At 63.1% G+C, this 22,971-nt stretch carries 17 protein-coding genes and 1 riboswitch; of the genes, 7 read left to right on the top strand and 10 right to left on the bottom strand.

Annotated features, from left to right (window positions below):
- Window positions 1-330 precede the first annotated feature (330 nt).
- Window positions 331-1,458, bottom strand: a complete 1,128-nt coding sequence (locus ACZZZB_RS12110; RefSeq protein WP_463529787.1) for an LCP family protein — start codon at window positions 1,456-1,458, stop codon at window positions 331-333.
- Between the two features lie 698 nt (window positions 1,459-2,156).
- Between ACZZZB_RS12110 and ACZZZB_RS12105 the strand changes: the two genes are divergently transcribed.
- Window positions 2,157-2,576, top strand: a complete 420-nt coding sequence (locus ACZZZB_RS12105) for a hypothetical protein (protein WP_463529786.1) — start codon at window positions 2,157-2,159, stop codon at window positions 2,574-2,576.
- 286 nt (window positions 2,577-2,862) lie between these two features.
- Here the strand turns inward: ACZZZB_RS12105 and ACZZZB_RS12100 are convergent, their stop codons facing one another.
- From ACZZZB_RS12100 to ACZZZB_RS12085, 4 genes are all read right to left on the bottom strand, one after another.
- On the bottom strand, window positions 2,863-3,306 hold the full coding sequence (locus tag ACZZZB_RS12100) for an N-acetyltransferase family protein (RefSeq protein ID WP_463530560.1): 444 nt from the start codon (window positions 3,304-3,306) through the stop codon (window positions 2,863-2,865).
- 60 nt (window positions 3,307-3,366) lie between these two features.
- On the bottom strand, window positions 3,367-4,509 hold the full coding sequence (locus tag ACZZZB_RS12095; protein ID WP_463529785.1) for a hypothetical protein: 1,143 nt from the start codon (window positions 4,507-4,509) through the stop codon (window positions 3,367-3,369).
- Window positions 4,510-5,213: 704 nt separating this feature from the next.
- The gene (locus tag ACZZZB_RS12090) at window positions 5,214-6,563 is read right to left on the bottom strand and encodes a heparan-alpha-glucosaminide N-acetyltransferase domain-containing protein (protein ID WP_463529784.1); all 1,350 of its coding nucleotides are present in this window, start codon (window positions 6,561-6,563) and stop codon (window positions 5,214-5,216) included.
- 197 nt (window positions 6,564-6,760) lie between these two features.
- A complete protein-coding gene (locus tag ACZZZB_RS12085) occupies window positions 6,761-7,534 on the bottom strand; it encodes a DUF998 domain-containing protein (protein WP_463529783.1) in 774 nt (257 codons plus the stop codon).
- Between the two features lie 535 nt (window positions 7,535-8,069).
- On the opposite strand from ACZZZB_RS12085, the gene ACZZZB_RS12080 reads away from it, so the two are divergent.
- Together ACZZZB_RS12080 and ACZZZB_RS12075 are read left to right on the top strand one after the other, a co-directional pair.
- Window positions 8,070-8,759 (top strand): GntR family transcriptional regulator, encoded by a 690-nt coding sequence (locus ACZZZB_RS12080; protein WP_463529782.1) that lies wholly within the window; start codon window positions 8,070-8,072, stop codon window positions 8,757-8,759.
- 727 nt (window positions 8,760-9,486) lie between these two features.
- Entirely contained in the window at window positions 9,487-9,804 is a 318-nt protein-coding gene (locus tag ACZZZB_RS12075) for a DUF7882 family protein (protein ID WP_463529781.1), read from the top strand.
- A 156-nt stretch (window positions 9,805-9,960) separates the two neighbouring features.
- On the opposite strand, the gene ACZZZB_RS12070 is transcribed toward ACZZZB_RS12075, so the two are convergent.
- The 5 genes from ACZZZB_RS12070 to ACZZZB_RS12050 form a co-directional block, all read right to left on the bottom strand.
- Complete coding sequence (locus ACZZZB_RS12070; RefSeq protein WP_463529780.1) at window positions 9,961-10,599, bottom strand: GntR family transcriptional regulator; 639 nt, start codon at window positions 10,597-10,599, stop codon at window positions 9,961-9,963.
- Window positions 10,600-10,702: 103 nt separating this feature from the next.
- Complete coding sequence (locus tag ACZZZB_RS12065) at window positions 10,703-11,404, bottom strand: MgtC/SapB family protein (RefSeq protein WP_463529779.1); 702 nt, start codon at window positions 11,402-11,404, stop codon at window positions 10,703-10,705.
- Between the two features lie 98 nt (window positions 11,405-11,502).
- Entirely contained in the window at window positions 11,503-14,304 is a 2,802-nt protein-coding gene (gene mgtA, locus ACZZZB_RS12060; RefSeq protein WP_463529778.1) for a magnesium-translocating P-type ATPase, read from the bottom strand.
- Window positions 14,305-14,632: 328 nt separating this feature from the next.
- A riboswitch (M-box (ykoK) riboswitch) is annotated at window positions 14,633-14,809 on the bottom strand.
- Window positions 14,810-15,115: 306 nt separating this feature from the next.
- Entirely contained in the window at window positions 15,116-16,849 is a 1,734-nt protein-coding gene (locus ACZZZB_RS12055) for an RCC1 domain-containing protein (RefSeq protein ID WP_463529777.1), read from the bottom strand.
- A gap of 185 nt (window positions 16,850-17,034) precedes the next feature.
- The gene (locus ACZZZB_RS12050) at window positions 17,035-19,341 is read right to left on the bottom strand and encodes an RCC1 domain-containing protein (protein ID WP_463529776.1); all 2,307 of its coding nucleotides are present in this window, start codon (window positions 19,339-19,341) and stop codon (window positions 17,035-17,037) included.
- Window positions 19,342-19,887: 546 nt separating this feature from the next.
- On the opposite strand from ACZZZB_RS12050, the gene ACZZZB_RS12045 reads away from it, so the two are divergent.
- From ACZZZB_RS12045 to ACZZZB_RS12030, 4 genes are all read left to right on the top strand, one after another.
- Entirely contained in the window at window positions 19,888-20,154 is a 267-nt protein-coding gene (locus tag ACZZZB_RS12045) for a hypothetical protein (RefSeq protein ID WP_463529775.1), read from the top strand.
- 159 nt (window positions 20,155-20,313) lie between these two features.
- Entirely contained in the window at window positions 20,314-20,931 is a 618-nt protein-coding gene (locus ACZZZB_RS12040; protein ID WP_463529774.1) for a LysE family translocator, read from the top strand.
- 47 nt (window positions 20,932-20,978) lie between these two features.
- Window positions 20,979-22,013, top strand: coding sequence for an agmatine deiminase family protein (locus ACZZZB_RS12035; RefSeq protein ID WP_463529773.1), 1,035 nt, complete (start codon window positions 20,979-20,981; stop codon window positions 22,011-22,013).
- Window positions 22,014-22,698: 685 nt separating this feature from the next.
- Window positions 22,699-22,929 (top strand): hypothetical protein, encoded by a 231-nt coding sequence (locus ACZZZB_RS12030; protein ID WP_463529772.1) that lies wholly within the window; start codon window positions 22,699-22,701, stop codon window positions 22,927-22,929.
- Window positions 22,930-22,971 lie beyond the last annotated feature (42 nt).

Here is a 22,971-nt window from a genome sequence, read left to right as displayed (position 1 = left end):
ATACGAGAGAGCCGCCGTGCGGGGAGCAAGGGCACTTGCCCGCTCAGCTCCCGCACGACGGCTTTCTGTCGACCTTCGTCAGCTCCTATCGCCGCTCGGCGAGGAGCGCCCCCGTTGTCCGAAGCGAACGGCCCGGATGAGGACAAGGCGTGCGCTGCAGATCAACACCGCCTGATGTGGCATCAGGTCGACGTCTCGCATCGGGAAGTGCCGTACCGCTCTGGGGATGGGGCTGTGTATCTCGCCGAGCGCCACGTTCGGTCAGTCCGGAGCTATCCCAGACAGAGCGACCACCGGGCGCCGGATAAAGCTCCTGTGGCGCTTCCGCTGCTAGTCCACGCACGGCACGGATCCCGATCGGAGGATCGCTCTGTCCTGCGGGACGCTCGCATCACCATCCTCTGACGGAGCGACTTCAGGCTGAGAGTCGGCAGCGACCTCGCCAGGCTCCACGGGGGTACCCGCCGGTGGACTGAGCACACTCTGTACGAGTGCGTGCACTTCGGCCAGGTTCATCAGAATGACATCCTGCCCGTCCACTTCGGCGAAGCTGTCATGCGGCAGTGTGGTGAAGGCCACACCGTCGCTCGCGATCGCAGCGAAGCGCGGCGCGAGTCCGACGACGTCGAACTGCGTGTCGAAGGCCATGAAGCGCGAGCCGGCATCGAGCAGCGCCTTCAATCGAGGAACGTTCGTGAGCGTATCGACCGACTTCAGCTTGACCGCTAGAGAGATCAGAAACGCTTGCTGGCGGCGAGTGCGATCAAGGTCATCCAGGTTCAGATCGCTCGGCCCGGTGTCTCGCCGCTGCCTCACAAAGCTCATGGCTTCGGCCGCGGAGATCTGCTGCTCGCCAGCGACAAACGCCGCGCCAGAATACTCGTCCTCGGTGTCCGCGTTGAGGCACACCGTCAGGGGCGCGGTGGCCGCAGCGACTTCATAGAACGCCCCCATCGTGATCTCGACGAAGTGGTCGATGCGAACGTCGCCGAGTAGGTGCGCGACGGTATCCGTTTGTGCCTGTCGAGCTGCTGCTCGGGCGGCCTGATACGCGTCCTCGCTGCCATCCGAGTCGGAGAGGTGGGCTGCGAACGTCCGCCCATACGCTTCCTTGACTTTGCCCTCGGCTGCGTCGGGGACGCCCACATAGTCGACGAACGCATCGCGGGGAATGGAGATGCTCGTGGCCTGTCCTTCGCGAGGGATGTGGACGAACATCAACACGTTGGAGTTGTAGCCACCATCATCGGCTCCTCCTGCGTGCAGCGCCTCGTACATCTCCGCGGGGAACGGATCGCCGTTCTGATCGACTCGGCTGTCCAGACCGATCACGAGGATGTTCTGATCTTCGGTTGGCGCGCTGAGAGGCTCACCGGCGATCGACTTGAGCTCAGACCGAGTCAACGTCCCGAGGTAGTTGTTGACGTACGCGATTGTTCCACCGACGACGGTGAGCACGACAAGCGCAGAGATCAGGGGCAGGAGCCGGCGCTTCCGGCGACTCCTCCGGCGGTCTTCGACCTCGACGAAGGGTTGTTGTGGCCTGCGTTGCATTCTGACTCCCGAGGTGAGGTGGCAAAAGGTGGTGAGCCCATGCGAGGGCATCCAATCGGGCCGCTCTGTCGCGGCGCTTGTTTGCGAAGTGGATTACGGATCGACCGTCTGAGCGGGCTGGGTGCGTTATGCACCCCAAACCCGCAGCGAGAGTGGCACGTAGCCAGCAAACCATTTGTGTACTAAAGCTTCAGACGGTCACTCAACATGATGCCTCGAGAAGCTGGGCGAACGCCGATGGACAAGCCTGCAACCCGAGCACACTCATGCTCGGTCACGAGGGTCAGGTCCGCCTTAGTGGTCCGTGCACTGGCGGGTGCCCGGGAATCAGTGAACAGGAGCCGATGGATCTACCTAAGCATAAATATTGATATATTTATGCTCGCTCGCAATAATGAACGCCGTAATTGGGTGACGCATTGCGGTGCGCTAGATGCGCGGTCGTGACGGTCCCTCAGATGAGCTGGACCCGCTCTGAGGCTGGGGTGTGCTGTCGGAGGAATTCGAGCAGAGCTGTGCCGAATTCTTCGCGCAGGTCTGCGTGATCGATGGCGAACTGGGCGTCTTTCTTGATCGGTGAGTTCAAGTCTTGGGGTGGGAGCATGGTTGATGAAGAAGACGAGCGAACGTTGCAGGCGTTGTTGGTGTTGCGGTTGCGAAAGCATGGGGGCGTGGGGGCGACTGCTGAGAGTCTTGCAATGGGGGCAATGAGCGCCGAGCGGTGGCGCGCGTTGGCTCGCGCCGCGGCTTCTGAGTTGAGGCGTCCGGTGAGGACCTTTGCGCATGCGGGCAGTGTCTGGGCGCAGTTGGCGGATTGGCCGGCGAACGAGGTCGAGGAGACACTGCATCGAGAGCAGCTGCGTTGTGCTGCCGAAGGGGCCGCCTTGCTGTCGGCGCTCGATGAGCGAGCAGGCAATGCGGAGGTGGTGCAGTTGTTCTGCAGCCGAGGCGACGGGGCAGCGGGTGATCGCGAAGCTGCGCATGAGGTGGGATCGCAGACACACGTCGGGCACCACACGTAGGCATGTGCCTGAAGCTGCCCCCGATGTGCTTTCCGCAGGACTCTTGCCGCTACTTCCGTTTGACGAGGGTCAGAGTTGTCTCAAGGGTCACGCCGGCCATCTCGGCCGCGATTGCCGGCGTGACCATTGGCGGTAATTCGATCAGCGTGTGGCTGCCGCGTGGGGGTTCGGTCGCCGCCGGGTAGCAGCGGTCTCGTTCTCGAGCGACGAAGGTGCGTCCATCGATCGGGTGCCGCCCGTGTCCGCGGTCGCTGCAGAAGGCGGTAGTCAGGTGGGCATCAATCGGTCAGCTTCGGGCCCGAGGCGCCCGTCGGACGAACCGGTACATGCCACCGTCGACCCCCTCATCGACCCAGTGGGCTGATTCGAAGAATGCCCGCGCTGCGAGATTGACGGGGTCAATAAACGCAGCCCAACCTCGTGAGGGTGGGTGTCCTTGCCAGGTGATCGCGGTTGAGAGGACGGCTCTACCAAGGCCGGTCCCTCGCAGCGGCGGGGCGATAGCGATGTCTGTGACGACGTGTCGGTCTCCGGCGGGGTCCCACACGATTCCCGCCAGGCCGACTGGCCGGTCGTCTTGCTCAACGACGAGCTGCACGCCGTGCGTGTCAGTGAGCACGGCGTGCAGCCACTCTGCCTCAACGGGGCCGAGCGCAGCATTCAGGGTCCCGTCACGGAACCACTGTCTCGTCCAACTCCAGTCCGCGATCGTGAAGCAACGCGCGAACAATGGGCCGATGTGTCGTCGATGCAAGTCAGGCCATTGTCGATGACCAGGCGTCTGGCGCGCTCACTCGCTCACTTCTGCCGCTGCGTACCGGTTGACGATGTCGTCGACGACGTCATCCGTAGGAGCCTCGGAAACCCCTGTCGCTGCACGAAGCGAAGCAAACGGCGTCATTCCGGCTCCCTGCGGGGCAGGTTCGATGTCGAGCTTCCACTCGGGGCGGATCTGGTCGAGCAAGAATCCCAGTTGCGCGCCGGTGTAATAGCTGGCGGTGCGCTCCAGCGTGGTCCGCTGGTCCGGATCCGACCACAGAACGTCGAGCGCTGCGGCGAAGTTCAATGGTTGCGGGCGCACGCCCTGCGTGATCTGGTAGGCGCGCTCAACATACTTGGCGGTTCCTTCGATCGCCTCCGCATTGTCCTGTGCGCTGAGCTGTGGCCAGCGCGCGTAACGCGCCTCTCGGATTTGCGCGAGGTCCGTCGCCAGGGCGTTCAGTTGAGCGCGGTCCGGTTCGGCGTCGTCCAGGGCCGTCTCTACCTGACCGAGAATCGCGTATTCGGCCTGCAGCAGCCGGAAGTGCTCGTCGGTGTACGGGTAGTCGAAGATTCGATCGCCGGCGTCCTTGTCATAGGTCCAGTCGGCCTGCTTGTTGACGTGGAACGCTTCGTGCATCGAGAACAGATCGAAGGGGAGACCGTCCGGCGGAGCGTCGGAGAACATTGCGGGGTTGTACTTGAACAGCAGCACTTCGCGGTCGCCGATGGTGTCCACGGTGAAGTTGGCGGGGAGCAGCAGGTCGAAGTTGGTCAGCTCGAAGGTGTTGCTCACGCGAACGTCCGTCAGGTTCGGATACTGGTCGAAGGACACCTGGCGCATCTGGCTGGTGTCCACGAGCTCGCTCATGTTGATGAGGTAGGTGTAGCGCGAGACGACGCTGCGGTCGGTGTCGGTGCGGACAAGCACGAGCGGTTCCTGGTCATACCGATAGGTTTCAGTCCAGATTTTCTGTGGCTCCGTCGAAAACGCCTCGTACTGCGCGGCGAGTTGGTCGAACATGGTGCGGTCGACGTCATCGAGCCCCGCATAGTCATCGGCAGGGAGGGCCCGATAGATTGCAAGCGCCGTAGCGCCGGTGCCGATGAGCAGGGCGAAGACCACCAGGGCGGTGGTCCACTTCCTGCGACGGCTTCGCTTCTTGGTGTTCATTGACATCCCTTCTGGTCGGGGCGCGAGGAGCGGTGATCATGACGACACCGAAGTGCGTCAACGTCGGCGGTCCGCTCGATGCCCCTGAGGGTGTCTGAGCGGAATCGTCAGTGTAAAAGGCTCCTGGCGCTTGGGGTAGTGGTTGCGATTTTCGATCGTGTTTCAGTGTGTGCCGGTACTCGGCAGGCGAGAATGACAGCGTCTCGGGCGGGGACTGCGACGCAGGTTGTTCCGCCACAGAGATCGCTGGGCACAGCGACTTGCTTCACTCCTAGTCACGGAGATCGCCTCCGGCGAGGAGGACGACTGGATTTCCATCCTCGATTTTGCAGAGGAGGAAGACCCCTTTGGTTCTGCGTTTGAGGAGAAATCCTCGTTCGACATGGTGACGGAGCTCGTTCGTGGTGGGCCAGCGGATGCCCCCGCATTCGTCTCCGCAAGGGTCGATCGCGAGTGGCGTTCCTTGCTCGACGAGGTCTTTCGCCTCCATGCGGCTCAGGAGGCGAACTGCCCTGCTCTGCAGGGGGAGAGATGGTGTGTTGTGCACGATTGCCCTCCTTGGGGTTCCTGGTGAATTCGAGACGATCCGCGGCTCGAGGGGCGGTGCGGTGCAGCGCTGTCCGGTGTTCGCCGAACTCACGCTTGGTGTTACGGGGCGTGTGCGGGGCGCGAACTGCGATGCCCGGTGAGCATGGCAAGTGAGATCACCAGATGGAATCGTCCTCTCGGTCCTGGGCCCGATTTGCCCGGGTGTCAGGTGCTTGATCTCCTTGGTCGGTTGATTCCAGCGTCTTCGAGGTGCCGGTTCTGTGCCGCTTCGTTGGCACCTTGACGGTTGGCCGTGGAAGCTTGACCTTCGGCAGGCGCACGAGGCGCGCAGTGTGTCGCGAAATGATGCTGACGATGCTCTCCAGAGGTCCGCGTCGCCCAAGGATGGTGAGAGTGAGGCCGAGCAGCAGCATCATGCCGACCTGGAAGGGGAACGCCCACGCTCCGAAGTGCCACCACGCGCTCAGCGGGTCCCCGGCGGCGAACATCGGCGCTGCCAGACCAGCTGACACGGCGTGGAGGGTGTAGATCGTGAGTGACGCGGCACCTGTTCCAGCCAGCACTCGGAGGAGAAAACTCGGGGTACCGACTCGGGAGAGGGCCATTTGCACTGCCCCGATGATCGCCAGTGACACCCCAACGCCGCGCGCGATGTCGACGACTGTTCCGGAATGTCCTGAGGTGTTGAGGGCGGTGAACATCGCATCGAACGGGTTGCCGTCGGTGTTCCCAACATTGATCCAGAAGCCCCCCTGCCCGGTCACTGAGATGAGGACCATGGCGCCGGCGATCAGGCCTGCACCACTGGCGAGGAGTGTCAGACCGAAGGCGAAGTCCGTCGAGCCCTTGGCGGAGCGGGTCCGCCAAGATGAGGAGTCCGTTCGCCACTTCGCCATGGCCATACCGACCAGCATGTAGACCAACCACGTGATGACCGGGTACTGCCCGGTCACGAAGACCGTGGCAAGCGTCTCGATCGGGCTGCCATGGGTGAGCATCAACTGAGTGGGCTCATCCCCGAATCCCATGTGGTCTCGCACGAAGGTGCTGAGCGGTGATCCGGCGATGGCGAGGAGGCTGGCAACGATGATCAGCATGAGTGGCCGCAGTCGCAGGAGCAGTGCAGCGACCATGATGCTCGCACCGAAGTAGATCAGCACGATCATCACCAAACTTGGGCCGGCGAGTTCTAGGGCGACCCCGAGGATCACAACCAGAGCGCCCCGAGTCGCGACAGCGACCACGGCCTCTGAATTGGCGCCGGCCCGGGTGTAGCGCCGCGATGCCAGGATGATTCCGACACCGCCCAGCACTGCGAACAGCGTCGACGAGTTTCCGGCGGCTACTGCGCCGACAATCTCGGCCCACAGAGGTGTCTGCTCGCCGGAGATGAGGTAATTACCCCCCGCCAAGTGCACGTAGATCATCCCCACGATCGCCAGCAGGCGGGCAAGGTCGAACGTCAAGATCCGCGTCGATGATGCCGATTGGGTTTGGAGAGTCATACCGGGGTCCGTTCGTGTGAGTCGTTCAGTTCGCGCCCATTACGGGTATTCGTGCGAGGTGATGATGGGAGGCTGCAAGCGCTTCGCTGTTGGGCATGCCTTCAAGGGGTCGGAGGTGTCTTGCTGTGCGGTCTCGCGCTGTCACCCACCGTGCTGATGTGATGGCGAGACTTGGGCGAGTATCTAGCTGGATTTGCTCACCTACTCCGGCGTCGAGGTGTCGGCCAGGGGGCCTCGGCCACGCAGTAGCCGACGAGCCACAGCAAGGCGATGGTCGTTGCAACGAACTCCATCCAGCTCCCAATGTCTCCGTGACGTCCGGACAGCGACAGCAGCCCGCCCAGCCCGGCGCTCAACGCCACCACTGCCATGGCGATCGCTGAGCCCAGGCGCGTGACACGGAATTCGGCCTGGCAGACCGCGCTGATCATCGCCAGACAAGCCCAAACGAATCCTGCGACCGCTGCTGTGATGTGCAGTGCATCCTGCGGCAAAAAGGCGTCACTGCCTGGGACCGGGCAGCCGTGTGAACACGGCACCCGCGATGCGAACACGAAGCACACGCTCGATACCACGATCAACACCGGCGGGGTGATCAACGGCCGACGAGTCGTGACTACCTGCTTCAATCCAGCTCGTGGGCGGCTCGCAACGATCTCGCTCAGAATCGCGAGCGCCAAGCCGCCCAGCGCTACCGCGAGCAGTGCGGCATTGAACGCTGCCGCCGTCGGCTCGCCGTCGGCGCCCAGACCCGACACGTAGAGGTTCTTTCGAACTCCCAGGCGGAGCGCCCAGATCTGCGCGAGCGCTGCCAGCACCACCCCGCCGGCGACAAGGATGGCGGTCGCCAAAAAGGCGGTCGTGCTGCCCCCAGATTGGTTGGGGCTCGGAGTGCTCGTAGTGCTGCGCATCATCCGACGATAGAAAAACCAGAGCCCATCAACATCAGCAACAAGAATGATCGTGAGCACAGCGTCTCATACTTCAGCATGATATTTAGGCTGGTAAGATCGATGTGGCATCGTGGAATGCAGTCACTCGGAACGCCCCAGTGCCGCGGCGTCGTCCGGGACCTCGCCGGGCGGGGCGGGCGCTTCAGGCAATGGTGACTGGGTCGGTTGAGTGGACCGCATCACTGGTCACCGTGAGCCCTGCGCTTACATCCGCGCCACGCATGGAGTGTGCAGATGGTGATCTGTACGGCGAAGAGTGATAGCGCCAGTCCCGCAGCCATTCGCACGTTGCTGGCGCTGAAGGTAGCGAATGGCTCTGAGACGAACGCGAGGATGAAGAACGGCAATGCGTCAAATCCAAGGGTGCCCACCACGATCACAGCCGCGATGGTGATCCCTCCGAAGGTCCAAGTCTTCCGAGGTGCACCTGACTCAGGCCCTGGTTTCATTCCCCTGCTCATGTCAGATACGTTATTGCAGACTAGCGTTACACTCAAGTATATTAGACGCGCGTTCGTTGATAGAACGTGCACGAATGGACCAGGAGCCGACCATGCCAATTCCCGAACAAGTTGTTTCACCACGCGAGCGGCCGTTGCTGCGTGACGTCTGCTACGACCAGATCGCCCGCCTGATCGAAGACGGCTCGCTGATGCCAGGTGAGGTGCTCGTCGATACGGCCCTCGAGACGTGGCTTGGCGCCTCTCGCACGCCGGTCAGAGAAGCACTCAACATCCTGTCAGCTGAAGGTCTCGTCCAGACCCGCCCACAGCGATACACAAAGGTGAGCGAGCACACCTTTGAAGAGGTGCTCACGGAGATGCGAATCCTTGCCGGCCTGTACGAGCTCGCTTCCCGCTGGGTCAGCCTCGACGCGGCCTCAGTCCAAGAGCTCCGGGAGCTGATCGCGGGGCTGCAGGCTGAGATCGATGCCGAAGGCACTCGTCGTGTTGCAGCTCTCGACGAGGTGCACGACTTCTTCCTGCAGCGAAACCACGAGGCGTTGCAGCTGACGGCACATCAGGTTCGGCGGCGCCTGTCGTACACGAACCGGTTCCGTGTTGATCTGCATCCGTGGGCGGACATTCGGGTCTTTGCCACGCAGCTCGAGACCGCACTCGCTCAGCACCCCGCCATCCTCTCCGACGCCTACACCTGGTTCGGCGCAGCCCTCCATAACCACCTCCGCCGCCTCGCCGAAGAACGCGCCTGGCAGCAAGCCTTCGTGAAAGCCGCGGCCTGAGGATGACCGACGCTGACCCTCAACGACCGCGGAGTCGAGGATCGACCCCTGATCGCCGTCAACTCGATGTGCTCATGCACATCTGGCGAGCTCATGATCCAGCATTCCCTCGGGAAGATCGGCGCCTCCACCGAGGGCCGTCTGCTTCGAACGCGCCCCGCTCGTCGCCCGAACACGGCGGCATGCTGATGGGAGAGTTGCGCTCTCGAGACGCTCCAAGCACCGTCCCACCCGGCCAATGTGACCGCAACAACATCCTCCACGCCCTCGCCGCGCTCATCGCCGGCGTAATCAGGGTGACCACCCCAGCCGTCTTTGGTCCCGACCAAGCGCGCTTGGCAGAGGCAGCTTGCGCCGCCCTCGCGGCGACCCGTGATCGCGACATGCTGCGCGAAAACGCATGCGCCTGGGCACTCGTCGAGCTGCTGCTAAAGCTGTGCCCCAACGCGTTTCTCGCAGCCACAACTTGGAGCGCCATCGCCGCCCTCGAACTCGTCGACAATCGAACCTGCCACGTCGACGTGCCCTGTTGGGGAAGCTCGAAGACGGATACCTTCGCCTCCTCGATACGGTACGCACGACCGACGCCGTCGCCGCAGAGCGTGCACTCAAGACAGTCTTCGGTCTCTGACGCGCCAAGCACCAAGCAACGCCGGGATCAGCACCGTTGCCACCGGGACTTCTGAACACACCTTGCACTCATCGATAGCGAAGAAAGCAGGCGCACGTGGGAACCTTGAGGTACGGGCCGGATCAACTCCCCTTCGACGACCGCACACTGGCGCATTTACAGCTCGTCATCGTCGCGAAACTCCGCAAGAACGAGAGCTTCCTCCTCACCGGGATGACCGACCCCTCCAGAGGGTGCGGACGATACGCCGCGTGGATCGACTGCGGTGTGCCGATCTTCTTCCGATACGACGGTTCCAGACCAGTCAGCATCAATCGATGCTGGCTCGATGCGATGATCGAACACTCCTATAAGGTCACCGGCCTTGAAGTGATGCCAGAAAGCGACTGCGGCGAGACTCGCCCTCGCCCATGAGGCCAGGAGCCGAGCACTCATGGGTTCAGCCCGGAGGAGGTTTGCTGCGGGTAGGCATGCGACTCACAGCAGCGACGGCCGATCTCCAACGCTGCAAGCGACGACCATCGCCTACTGCTCCCGATGCTGCCCCGGGTCAGGTCGAGCACAGTGGGATCAGAGGCGGAAGATGGTTTCGATGGCCAACTCTGCGGCGACCGCGTCCGCGTCCGTGAGGGCGGCCAGCAGACGTGGGTAGCCATCGTCCAGGTCAGCCCATTGGGTGCTCTCCTCGGTGCGGGTGACCGACAGCTGGAATGCCAACGAGTCGATGGTGTCCCGTGCGGCTCGCACCAGATACTGGTTCGGGCAGATATCCAGGATGAGATCCACCATCGCCCATGCGCGCGCCCCGTGCCCGAAGGTGTCTCGGGCCTCCACGGACTTGATTACACCCCGCACCGAACCGACGACCGACTCTCGTTGCGCCGGCGTCATCTGCGGCACCGTGACGCGCATGAGCCCACCGATGAGTGCACCAAGAGTCTGCAGGATGTCGGTGCGGTCCTCCGGCGTTGGCAGCGCCACCCGGGTATACCGCTGCGCTGCCATCTCCACCAAGCCCACCCGGGCAAGATCATTCAGCGCCTCACGAATCGGCGTGCGCGAGATCCCCAACCAGCTCTGCAACTGACCATCATTCAGATGCTCGCCAGGCAGCAGGGTGCCGTCGAAAATGGCCTGACGAATCCGCTCCGCTGCTACCTCGCGAAGCGACTTCCTATCGACACTCGGCTCTGCGGATGGGATTGGCATGAAAAACTCCTTGCACTAGCGCATTGGCCCATCATGGGCTGAGTTCTCAGCTTAATGAAGATTCACCTTCAGTTCTCGGATGTTGGAGCGTCGACGGCAGGTCTCAGTCGATGTCGGTGAGGTCGCTCGCGGACCAGTGGACCGCGGTGACGGCGGGTTCATGGACGACTCGCTCGATCGCGCGCTCGAGGGCGCGATCGTCTCGGCATCGTGCCGTCAAGGTGGCGACGATGGAGACACCATCCGCGACGTCCTTTGAGGCGATCGATTGCACTGTGAATTCGTCTCGGTGTACGGCATCGAAGACGAGGGCACGGACAAGAGCCTCCGCATCATCAGGGCAGTGGACGGTGAATTCGTACTGCACTGGGGGGATCTCTCGACCCAGGCTCAATGATCCGCGATCGAGGAGGCGTGCTGCGGGACGGAAACAGGTGTTGGCGACGATGATTGCGGCCGCACCGGTTAGAGCCAGGAGATAGGAACCGGCGCCGGCAAGACACCCAACCGCGGCCGACGCCCAGAGTGTTGCGGCGGTGTTCAAGCCGGAGATCGTCTGTCCGCGCTTCATGATGACACCAGCACCGAGGAACCCGATGCCGGATACCACCTGAGCTGCCACCCGAGTGGGGTCGCCGTCGCCGAAGCTGTGCGCGCCGAGCAACACGAACAGCGTTGCCCCCAAGCTCACCAACGCGTTAGTGCGCAACCCTGCGGTTCGGGCTCGCCATTGCCGTTCGAAGCCGACTGCCGCCCCCAGGAGAAGGCCGAGTCCGATGCGGAGTGTGATGTCGATCATGTCCATTGAACTGTCTTCTTCCGATCGTGCGAATGGATCAGGCGGGACGGCTGGCGTCCCGCCTGATCCTTGGAGTGTCGGAACGTCCGACCTGTCGCTGCGGCCTACAGCCAGCTGCCGAACTTTCTGATGAACCTCGTCTTGATGAACTGCGTGAGCGCGCAGTATGCGGCCAAGGTCAGAACGAGGAACGGGAAGTACTCCCAGGGCAGCGGGATCAGCCCAAGAGACTGCCCGAAGCCCGTGAACGGCAGCAGGAGCCCGAACACACAAACCGCGCCCGTGGCGAGGAGGACCGGCAGGCTCGCGCGAGACTGCAAGAAGGGAACCTTTTCGGTGCGGAGCATGTGCACGATGAGCGTCTGGGAGATGATCGACTCCACGAACCATCCTGACTGGAACAGAGCTGCGTGTGCGGGCGAGTTTGCGGCGAACACGAACCACATCAGCGCATAGGTCGTGATGTCGAAGATCGAGGAAATGGGACCAATGCACAACATGAACCGAGCGAGCGACTTCGCCTCCCACTTCCGAGGCTTCGCCAGGTACTCCTTGTCGACCCTGTCCCAGGGAAGGGTGAGCATCGACAGGTCGTAGGTCAGGTTCTGCACGAGGAGGACGAGCGAGATCATCGGCAGGAACGGCAGCATTGCGCTTGCGACGAGTACGGAGAACATGTTCCCGAAGTTCGACGATGCCGTCATCTTGATGTACTTCATCGTGTTGGCGAAGGTCTTGCGCCCCTCGATCACCCCGCTCTCCAGCACCGTGAGGTCCTTGTCCAGCAGGATGATGTCGGCTGTCTCCTTGGCAATGTCGACCGCCGAGTCGACGGAGATTCCCACATCGGCAGATCGCAGAGCTGCTGCATCGTTGATGCCATCTCCGAGGAAACCCACCGTGTTTCCAGAGCTGCGGAGCGCTTCGACGATCCTGGCCTTCTGCAGCGGATTCATCTTCGCGAACACGTTTCTCTGCCGCGCGATTTCCGCGAGCTCCGCGTCTGACAGGTCGTCGATCTGTGAGCCGAGGACGATGTCGCCGACATCAATTCCGACGTTGACGCACACGGCGGAGGTCACGCTGGCATTGTCGCCGGTGATGACCTTCACGCGGGTCCCGTGCCGCTCGAGCGACTCGATCGCGGCTCGCGCCGATGCCTTCGGCGGATCAAGGAAGGACATGAACCCCATGAGCGTCATCTGCTGCTCGTCGCCGATGGTGTAGTCGTGGTCGCCGTGTACGTCGGCGGACGCAACTGCAGCGGCTGGCATCGCGCGGGCAGCGACAGCCAACACCCGACGGCCTCTCCGGTTTTCCCGAGCAACAAGCTCTGCGATCTGTTCGCCTCGAGCGGGGGTGAGCGGCACGCTGCGCGCCGAGGAGCCGAACCGTTCCTGCTGCTGCGTGCACAACGCAAGCACCTCCTCGGCCGCCCCCTTCGTGATGATGAGGTGCGAGAGGCCGTCATCGATGACGATCGACATGCGGCGACGCTCGAAGTCGAACGGCATCTCTTGGATGAGGGAGCAACCCGCTGCGAGGCGTTCGACTTCGGTGCGTCCCGATGCGGCGAGGATGGCCTCATCGAGCGGATTGCGTAGCCCAGTCTGGAGGTGAGCATTCATCGCCGCCAGCTCGAGGACGCTCTCGCATGGACGTCCGAAGACGTCGACGTAATCAGCCAGCGCAATACGATCCTCCGTCAGCGTTCCGGTCTTGTCCGTGCAGAGCACGTCCATTGCGCCGAAGTTCTGGATCGAGTTCAAACGCTTGACGACCACCTTCTGCCTCGCCATGAGGCGGGCGCCCTTGGCGAGGTTCGCGGTGACGACCAGCGGCAGCATCTCAGGCGTGAGTCCGACTGCAACCGACACAGCGAACAGAAACGCGGATCCCCAATCCTTCGTCAACCCGTTCACGATGAACACGATCGATACCATCACGACCATGAACTGGATCAGCACGACGCTCACCTTGCGAATGCCGGTGTCGAAGCTCGTCTCCGGCCGCTTGCCTGCGATCGATGAGGACATCGACCCGAAGTAGGTGCGTTGCCCTGTGGCGATCGCGATGGCCGTGCCGGAGCCGCTAGCGACGAAGGTTCCCATGAAACCCAAGTTGGTGGCGTCGAGGATTGCGTGGTCGGTGATCGCGGATACTTGCTCGGCCGACTTGTCTGCCGGCAGTGACTCGCCAGTCAGCATGGACTGGTTAATCTGGAGGTTCTGCGCGCGAACGATCACCACATCCGCGGGGATCATGTCGCCAGCAGCGAGCTGGATGACGTCGCCTGGAACGATATCCTCGACGGCGATTTCACGGGTGACTGGGACGCCGTGGTGGGACCGGGTGACCAAGGCGGTTGAGCGCACCAGATCAAGCAGCGCTCCGACGGCCCGCCCGGTGCTGAACTCTTGCCAGAAGCGCAGCAGGACGCTCACCACCACCATCGTGCCGATCGTGATGACGCCGGCGTAAGACGGGCCGTCAACTGGGTCCGCGAACACGACGTCAGTGAGCGCCATGATGATCAGCAAGAACAGCAGGATGAGGATGAAGGGGTTGGCGAAGGCTCCCGCGAGCTGTAGAACGGCGGGCGCAGGCTGTCGGTGCCTGATCACGTTCGACCCGACCTCGTTCAGGCGCCCCTCGGCAACCTCGAGCGGAAGTCCGTCGAATTGAGCACCGTTGTGCCTGACGCCGAGCCGCATGGCGGTCGCAGCGATCGGGGTGGTGGCGGCCGTGCGCAGCTCGTCGGTCGCAGCTGCGGACGATGTTTGGCTGCGGGATGTCGTGGGAGTGAGCGATTCATTCTTCACGGATGGTCGGCCGGTTCGGGGGTTTTTGGTGGCGGATGCCGGGATCTGTGTGTCCGGGTGCTGCTGACGAGGCGTTGAGTTCATGGGTGATCTCCAAGATCAGTTGTCAGGCACGTCGACACCTCGCAGGTTCAGGCGTAGAGAACACGGAAAGGACCTGCGCGGAGAGCGCGCCAGTTCGCAGGAGAGATGCTCGCCGTGCACCACACCCCGAGTGCACACCCGCCGTGTGAAGCCGTGGATCAAACGGCGATGGAGCGGATGGGAAGCGCAGGGTCGTGGAGGCACGGCAATCGTGAGTGACCGTCTGTCACGATGCTCACCTCCTCGAGCCAGTGCCGTCGATGCGGCACGCTACGCAGCACGGCGAATGCGCCGCCTGCCCCGCCACTGCGCTCCTGCAGTAGCGATCGCGATGCCTCCAAGTAAGGGCTTTGGCACTGCACGACGTAATCCCCAGCGAATGCCGGGGAAGCCACTTGGGGTGGCCCCTTAATCCGGGGGCACCTGTCCTGATCTTGGGCGTCTCTCGACGTCGTCAGATCAGTGGCCTGTGTTCGTGCAGACGCTTCACCTAACAAAGCACCGCACTAACCATGTTAGCTGAACATTGGTTTAGATGGTTAATTGGCGCGATGATGGTCCCGGAGGTCGCGACGTGACCGAGCGCAAGAACGACCGGTAGTGGCCCCACCGTTCCCCGCTGCGGGGGCACCGCGCCCGGGATTCAGGCTTCACCTCGCCACGTGGCGAGACGCAGAGACGGCCAGCAGGTGTGCACCTACCGGCCGTCTCGATCACCCTCGAAGGTGAATGCTCATGAGTATCGGATCCGTTGGAGGAAGCTCTCGCGGGAGATGCCTCTTGTCACCATTGGCGACGACACGCCACCACCTCAGAGCTCACCCATGGCGCATGATCGCCGCATCCGTCGGCCTCGCAGCGGAGCCGTCGTCAGGGCTAGGCCCAGCATCAGCAACCCACCCCCTAGCGCCAGAGCAGGAAACGGACTCGCACCCGTGGCGACGAGTCTTGCTGACTGTGCACCTGCCGGGGGGCCTCCCAGCGTGATATCGGTCGGCGTATCCACTCCTGGGAGGGCTGGACCTGGGACGACTGGTTCCGGGGCGACGGGTTCAGGTTGGACGGGGCCAGGTGTGCCGGTGTAGGTGTACGCGGCGGGCAGCACGACGCTGCCGGACGCGCGCACGATTTCGACATCCACAGGCCCTGCTGGGTGGGGTGGTGTGATTGCTGCGATGGAACGGCCGTCGAGCGTGGGCCGCAGTTCCTGCGATGGAGAGGCAGCATCAGCGAACCTCACCTCAGTAACGGGGTCGGAGCGCACAGGTACCAGGTGCGATCCGTCTTTCTCGCCTGTGCCGAGTTCGCCGGCACGATTGGCACCCCAGGCCCACGCGCTACCGTCTGACGCTACGGCTGCTGAGTGAGTATCCTCGGCATCGATTGCGGTGAAGGTGACGCCGGGTGGAACCTGGACTTGCACCGGTGTCGAGCGCTCGGTTTGCGTCCCGTCTCCGAGGTTCCCGCTGTGGTTGCTTCCCCACGCCCAGGCGCTGCCGTCTGATGCGAGCGCCATGTTCGATGACCAGCCGGCGCTGATTGCGGCAAATGTTCTGCCCGCTGGTGTCATGACCGGAGAAAGATCACTCCGACTGGCGTGGGTCCCATCGCCAAGCTCTCCATTCTCGTTGCTCCCCCACGCCCAGACGCTGCCATCCGACGCCACGGCAATGGAGTGGGCCGCTCCTACGTCCAGTGCAACGAAAGTGACTCCTGGCGGGGTTTGGAGGAGTGTCGGGATCGGCATCTCGTTGCCATCACCGAACTCGCCGAAGAAGTTGTTCCCCCATGCCCAGAGGCCTCCGTCTGAGGCCAGGGCGAGCGTGCGCAAAGGACCGGCCGCAACTCGCGAGATGGTCACCCCACCCGGCAGCTGCGCTCGAGTCGGAGCCGACCGGCTGATCATCGTCCCATCTCCGATCTGGCCGACGTTGTTGGCGCCCCAGGCCCACACACTGCCGTCCGAGGCGAGCGCAACGGACCTGTCTAGGCTCGCATCGACGGCGACAAAGGCAACCCCACCCGGCATTGGCACCCGCGAGGGAATCGTCTGCACGTTGTTGTCGGGGTCACTTGCGCCGCTGTTGATGTTCCCCCAATTCCAAGCGCTGCCGTCGGTGTCGAGGGCGATGACGTGGTCTAGCCCAGCGGCCAACGACGTGAATGATACTCCCGGGGGCATGTCCAGGCGAGCCGGGGCGAATGAACCAGGCCCGTCGCCGAGTGCCCCTCCGCGATTGGTTCCCCAGCCCCACGCGTCGCCGTTCGAGTCCAATGCCACCGTAAATTCCGGTGCCGCAACAATCGACGAGAATCGCAGTGATGCTGGAGTCTGAATCGTGACGGATGTTCCACCGCTGGTGTCGCCCTGCGCGGGTTCGACTGGACCTGAACGCGGCGCCGCCGCGGCTGCGGTAGCGCTCAGAGTCACCGGCAGAGTGATGACCAGGGCGACGAGGAGCGACGGCCATCTCCTCGCCGATGGTGCTGTTCGTCGAGTGGGAGGAGCCTGTTCCGGCTCGCGAACGGTTGCGCTGTGTCGCATGATGGTTCTCCTTTCGGTGCTGGCACCGAACACGGGGCGCCAGAGGGCGGGTCCTGGCGGACATCGCGTCCAGGGCGCGGGTGGCGAGAGAGGTCGGTGAGTGGAACGGAGTTCGATTGGAGCCGGTGTCGAAGTGCTCGCGGCCGACGATGATCGTTCGACGTCGGCGACGACACGCCGCCGTCTCAGACCGGATCGTTGTCGCACGATCGCTGCATCCATCGGCCTCTCAGTGAAGTCGCCGTCAGCGCCAGGCCCAATATCAGCAGCCCACTTGCAACAGCCAGAGCGGGCGAGGGACTCGCGCCCGCGGCGACAAGCCTTGATGACGGTGCGCTCACTGGGTCACCTCCCGGCGTGATCCGGGTCGGTGTGGCCGTCCCTGGAGTGACTGATTCGGGGATGACCGGCTCTGGAGCGATGGGCTCTGGAACGACGGGTTCGGGTTGGACGGGATCTGGTGTGGCGGTGAAGGTGTACGCATCGGGCATTGTGGCGGTGCCGTGTGGGGTGGTGATGGTCACGTCGACCGGGCCTGCCGGGTGGGTAGGGGTGCGGACGGTGAGGGATGTTCCGTCGGTGGTGGGAGTGATGTCGTTGCCTGCTGCGTCGCCGAAGGACACGCTGCTGGCGTTGGCGAGGTTGGTTCCCGTGATCGTGACGGTCGTGCCACCGAGCTCTGGTCCTGTTGGCGGGGTGATGCCGGTTGCTGACGGTTCGGGTTGGACGGGATCTGGTGTGGCGGTGAACGTGTATGCACCGGGCATTGTGGCGGTGCCGTGTGGGGTGGTGATGGTCACGTCGACCGGGCCTGCCGGGTGGGTAGGGGTGCGGACGGTGAGGGATGTTCCGTCGGTGGTGGGAGTGATGTCGTTGCCTGCTGCGTCGCCGAAGGACACGCTGTCGGCGTTGGCGAGGTCGGTCCCGGTGATCGTGACTGTCGTTCCTCCGAGCTCGGGCCCGGTGTTGGGAGTGAGGTCGATGGCAGTCGGTTCCGGTCGGACGGGGTCCGTTGTCGCGGTGTACGTATACGCGACGGGCAACGTGGCGGTCCCAGACCCACGCACGACTTCAACATCCACAGGCCCTGCGACGTTGGGTGGAGTGACTGCGGTGAGGGACCGGCCATCGATAGCGGGCCGGAGTTCCTGCGAGGGGGCCGCCTCGTCGCCGAACCTCACCTCGATGACTGGGTCCGTCCGCACGGGCACGGTGCGGAAGCCGCCGGACTCACCAATGCCGAGTCTGCCTTCGCCGTTCGCGCCCCACCCCCAGCCGCTGCCGTCTGATGCGACGGCTACTGAGTGAGCACCTTCGACATCGACTGCGGTGAAGGTGACGCCGGATGGAACCTGGACCTGCACCGGTGTCAATCGATCAGTTTCGGTACCGTCTCCGAGGCTTCCCCAGCGGTTTTCCCCCCAGGCCCAGGCGCTGCCATCTGAGGAGAGCGCCATGCTCGCTCCCGAGCCAGCGCTGATTGCGGTGAATGTCCGGCCCGGCGGCATTGTCACAGCAGTTGGAGCGCTCCGGCTATTGGTTGTTCCGTCACCGAGCTGTCCGTCGGAGTTGATTCCCCAAGTCCAGACGCTGCCATCCGCAGTCAACGCAACCGAGTGGGCCGCGCCGCGGTCCACTGCGGTGAATGTCACCCCTGCCGGAGTCTGAAGTCGCGTCGGGGTGGACACACTGTAGATGTGTTCCCCGAACATGTTGTCGACGTTGTACCCCCAGGCCCAGAGGCTGCCGTCTGAGGCCAGGGCGACCGTGCCAGACGCCCCAACTGCGACCTCCGTGAAGGTCACTCCGTCGGGCATCTGTGCCCGAGTCGGAACCGACCGATCCGCTGTCGTGCCATCTCCGATCTGGCCGGCATTGTTGTCACCCCAAGCCCACACGCTGCCATCCGAGGCGAGCGCTGCGGACTTCGCATACGCCGCATCTACGGCGATGAACGTCACTCCGCTCGGCATCTGCACCCGTGTTGGAGTCGGTCGGTTGTTGTTGTCAGGGTCGCTTGCCCCGCGGTATGCGTGCCCCCAAGTCCACGCGTCGCCATCGGTGTCGAGAGCGATGACGTGACTTGGTCCAGCGGCCACCGACGTGAACGACACGCCCGAGGGCATGGGTACGCGAGCAGGGGCACGGTGGGTTTTGTAGGTTCCGTCGCCGAAGACTTCACCGGGGTGATTACCCCAGGCCCACGCATCTCCTTCTGAATCCAAGGCCACCGAGAAATTTTCCGCAGCGACGATCGATGAAAACTCTAGAGACGGCGGAGTCTGTACGACGACGGCAGTACCGCCTTCGGTGCCGCCCTGCGCGGGCTCAACTGGACCTGATGTCGATTCGGCGGCAGCGGCGGCTGTTCCGCTCGCCACCGGCAGGGCGATGATCAGCGCGAAGAGCAGCGATGGCCACGTCTTCGCGGATGGAGCGTTGCGCGAGGCAGGAGCCTGGTCGGCGCCCTGAACTGCAGCGTCTGTTCGCATGGGGTTGTCCTTCTGGTGATGGCGCCAACGAACTTGACGCCAGAAAGCGAATCCTCTGCTGCACACTGCGACGAAAACGACGCGTACGGCAAGGGAGATGGAGATGCGGCGCCCCGCAGAGCGGGAATGAGCCACGTGGGTACACGCCTATGGCAAACGAGGAGTCAGTGGGGGCCTCGGGAAGGCCCGCCACCAGCGGGTTTTGCGCAGCTCGCGCCGTATCGGGTCGGGTCCGACGGGCTCACAGGCGTGCAGCTGATGTGCCCAGGACGACCCGAACCCGCCCTGGGCACATCAGCCAGTTGAGTGCTCCTTCTGATGAGGACGCGCCGATTGCAGAGCGGCTCACTCGCGCGCCACAATCGGCCCAAGCAACGAAATCAATCTAGCATACAAGACCTAATGGTGGTACCTTGAACACTCAGCTTCTAATATTAAAGTCGTGTGATCGACGAGCCGCCGTACGGCTCGTCGGCGAAATCGCTTCCCAAGTACACCGACCGAGGCTCCTCACCGAGTCTCGCGATCACCGGATAGGTAGGAACCATGACTCAGTCCCTCTCCAGCAGAACATCACAGGATGACGGCGCCACCGACAAGACGGTTGGCATCGCTTGCATCGTCCTGGCGGTTCTCGTGCCGATCGCCGGACTGATTGTGAGCTTGCTCGTCAAGAGTCGCTCGGAAGCAGCGGGTCGGCCCAACGCGCTCGCTCGCGCGGGAGTGTTCATTGGAGCCGCCCTCACGCTCCTCGTTCTCATCTCGCTACTCGGCTGGGGTGCCCTGGCCCTTATGTTCGTCGCCCCTGCCTGATATTGGGGCGATAGCCGCTCTCGCCGCTTCGTCCGCCAACCAGTGAACTGACGGCACGGCCCTCACGGACTGTTCCTGTCGACACCGATCGGCCTCATGCCCGTTTGGTGTATCCCGAACGCGAAACCAATCCGTATATGACGCGAGGAAAGGAGGACGGTGGCGGTAGATCTTCTGGCCTTCGTTCCGGCTTGTTTGGCGTTGAACTTGGCGCTCGGACCGAGCAACCTCCTCTCAATCACCTATGGTGCCCAGCGAAGCATCGGCTTCGCTTTCTGCGCTGGTCTTGCGAGGATCGCGGCTTTCATTCCGATGATCGCCGCCAGTGCGCTTGGCCTCGGGTTGCTCCTGCAAACGTCCGCGTTCGCGTTCAACGTGCTCAAGGTGTTGGGGGCGGGCTATCTGATCTATCTCGGCGTCCGCTTGCTGTTCAGCCGCCGGACCAGCGCCCCCGTCGCCACTCTCGGGACGGTGACGCTCCCACAGGCGCTCCGCGTCGAGTGCCTCGCAGCGCTCAGCAATCCCAAAGCCATCCTCGTCTTCGCAGCGTTCTTCCCGCACTTCATTGACCAACGTCACTATGTCACCAGCTACCTCGTCATCGGGGCAGTGTTCCTCGCCTTGGAGATGGTCGCAATCATCTTCTACGCGACGCTCGGCCGCCTCACTTTGACGCTGGCCGGCGGACGAGTGCACTGGCTCCAAAGGGCATCAGGGGTCGCGATGATCACTTTCGGTGTCATCCTCGCCTTCATCCAGCATCCGGCACGATCATGACCCTCATCCTGACCAGAAACCCACATCCCTATCGGAGGACGTGAACCATGTCAGTCACTCAACCGCACCATTCGCTCCTGATGCCGGAAGAAGGCGCCGAGCATGAACGGACGTGGATGGCGTTCGGCCCGTCGGCGACCATTTGGCCGGGGGTAGCGCTCGAGGCCGTCCGCAGCGAGCTCGCGACGATCGCCAACACCATCGCTCAGTTCGAGCCCGTGACAGTGCTCCTACGACCATGCGACGAAGCTGCGGCCAAGCGATTGCTCGACCCATCAGTAGACCTTCTCATTACCGATATCGATGACGTCTGGGCCCGCGACACCGGCGCAACCTTCGTTCGGCAGCACAGTGGCTCCCTCGCCGCGGTGGATTTCAACTTCAACGGCTGGGGGAACAAGCAACAACACGCTCACGATGCCCACCTGGCGAAGACGATGTCGAACCACTCGAGCATCGAACACGTCCGCTCGCAGCTCGTAATGGAAGGTGGCGGTATCGAAGTCGATGGACAGGGCACGGCGCTCATCACCGAGAGCTGCGTGCTGAACGACAACCGCAATCCTGGTTGGAGCAAAGGCGACGTCGAAGACGAACTGCGCGTGATCCTCGGCGTGCAGAAAGTGATCTGGCTCCCTGGTATCGCCGGCTACGACATCACCGACGGGCACGTGGACTTCTACGCGCGCTTTGCTCAGCCCGGGGTCGTGTTGGCGCACTCGACCGAAGACCCCGCGTCCTTCGACGCGGCCGTCACCGAACAGCATGTCGAGATCCTTCACACCGCCACCGATGCTGCCGGACGCGACCTTCGACTGGAGATCCTCCCCGAGCCTTCGTTGAACGCTGACCTCCCCGCAGACTACGCAGCCAGCTACATCAATTACTACACCTGCAATGGCGCCATCATCGCACCACGATTCGGCGACGCCGCTGCAGACGAATACGCGCAGTCGGTGTTGTCCTCGCTGCACCCCGATCGGGTCGTGCTGATGCTGCCCATCGATGCGCTCGCGAGCGGAGGCGGGGGCATCCACTGCGTCACGCAGCAGCAGCCGTTGACAGGCCGAGGTCGTAACTAGCGCGCCACAGGCAGTCCCCTGAGGAATCATCCGCTCGCGACATCGAGCATGGACACTGCAGCGCTTCGAACCAATCAGACTCAGAAATCAGGGCAGCGTTGCGGGTTCGTCCGTTGTGCTTGGAGCAGCACGGCAGCTTCACGCGCCCCGATACACTCGCCCAGCGGCACGCACTCTATGGCTCGGGATGAGAACACGGCAACTGCCTCGATCCGAGCTCATCAGCTGAGCGCTCGATGCTTCGGCGCACATCGCGATGCTCGACGCCGCGGAGCGAAACAGTCCCAGATTGAGTCCGCGCAGGGCCCTGGAGACGAACTCCGTGAAGCCGGTCGGTCCTGCAAACATAGGAATTAGCTGGGAACGCGAGCAGTAGTTGCCTGTGGATAACTTACGTGTTGAGGCAATATCGGGCGCCGGCGCGAGATGGGCGCGGCCCCACGAACAGCCCATTAAGCGCGCAAATTACCCGATCAGCGGTCATATATCTCCGTGCGCGATTGGCGTGGAAGGGAATTGACTCTGATGTCATTTCCTCTTCCCGAGTGGCGTCGGGTCGGGCCGGTAAGCTGGAGGCACGGCAAAGCCCCCGGACGGATTTTTTCGATTCGACCGAGGGCCTGGCCTACTTCATCAAACGATCACTCGACTGGCTCCTACACCAGTCACGAAGAGAATGGAAACTATGTCCACGTCAGATTCGAGAAACAAGCGTCGCTTCATCGTCAATGTTACGACACCCGGTACGCGAGCGCACAATCTTGTGCGTAATCTCAGCGTTGTTGGGCGCGTTGTTCGCAGCGCTATGAGCGGCGTTTCGCTCAGCAGCGTTCGTACGATCATCTCGATCTCGCTCGATCTTGGACGGCTCATCGATCGCGGGAACCCGTTCGATGTCGCTCCATCGCTCGGCTGAGATTGTCCACACCCTGAACGCCCCGGTTTCCGAACCGGGGCG

This window comes from Plantibacter sp. AC185, from assembly GCF_979258065.1.
The sequence above is the reverse complement of the archived record's forward strand: the minus strand, read 5'-3'. Positions and strand labels throughout refer to the sequence as shown.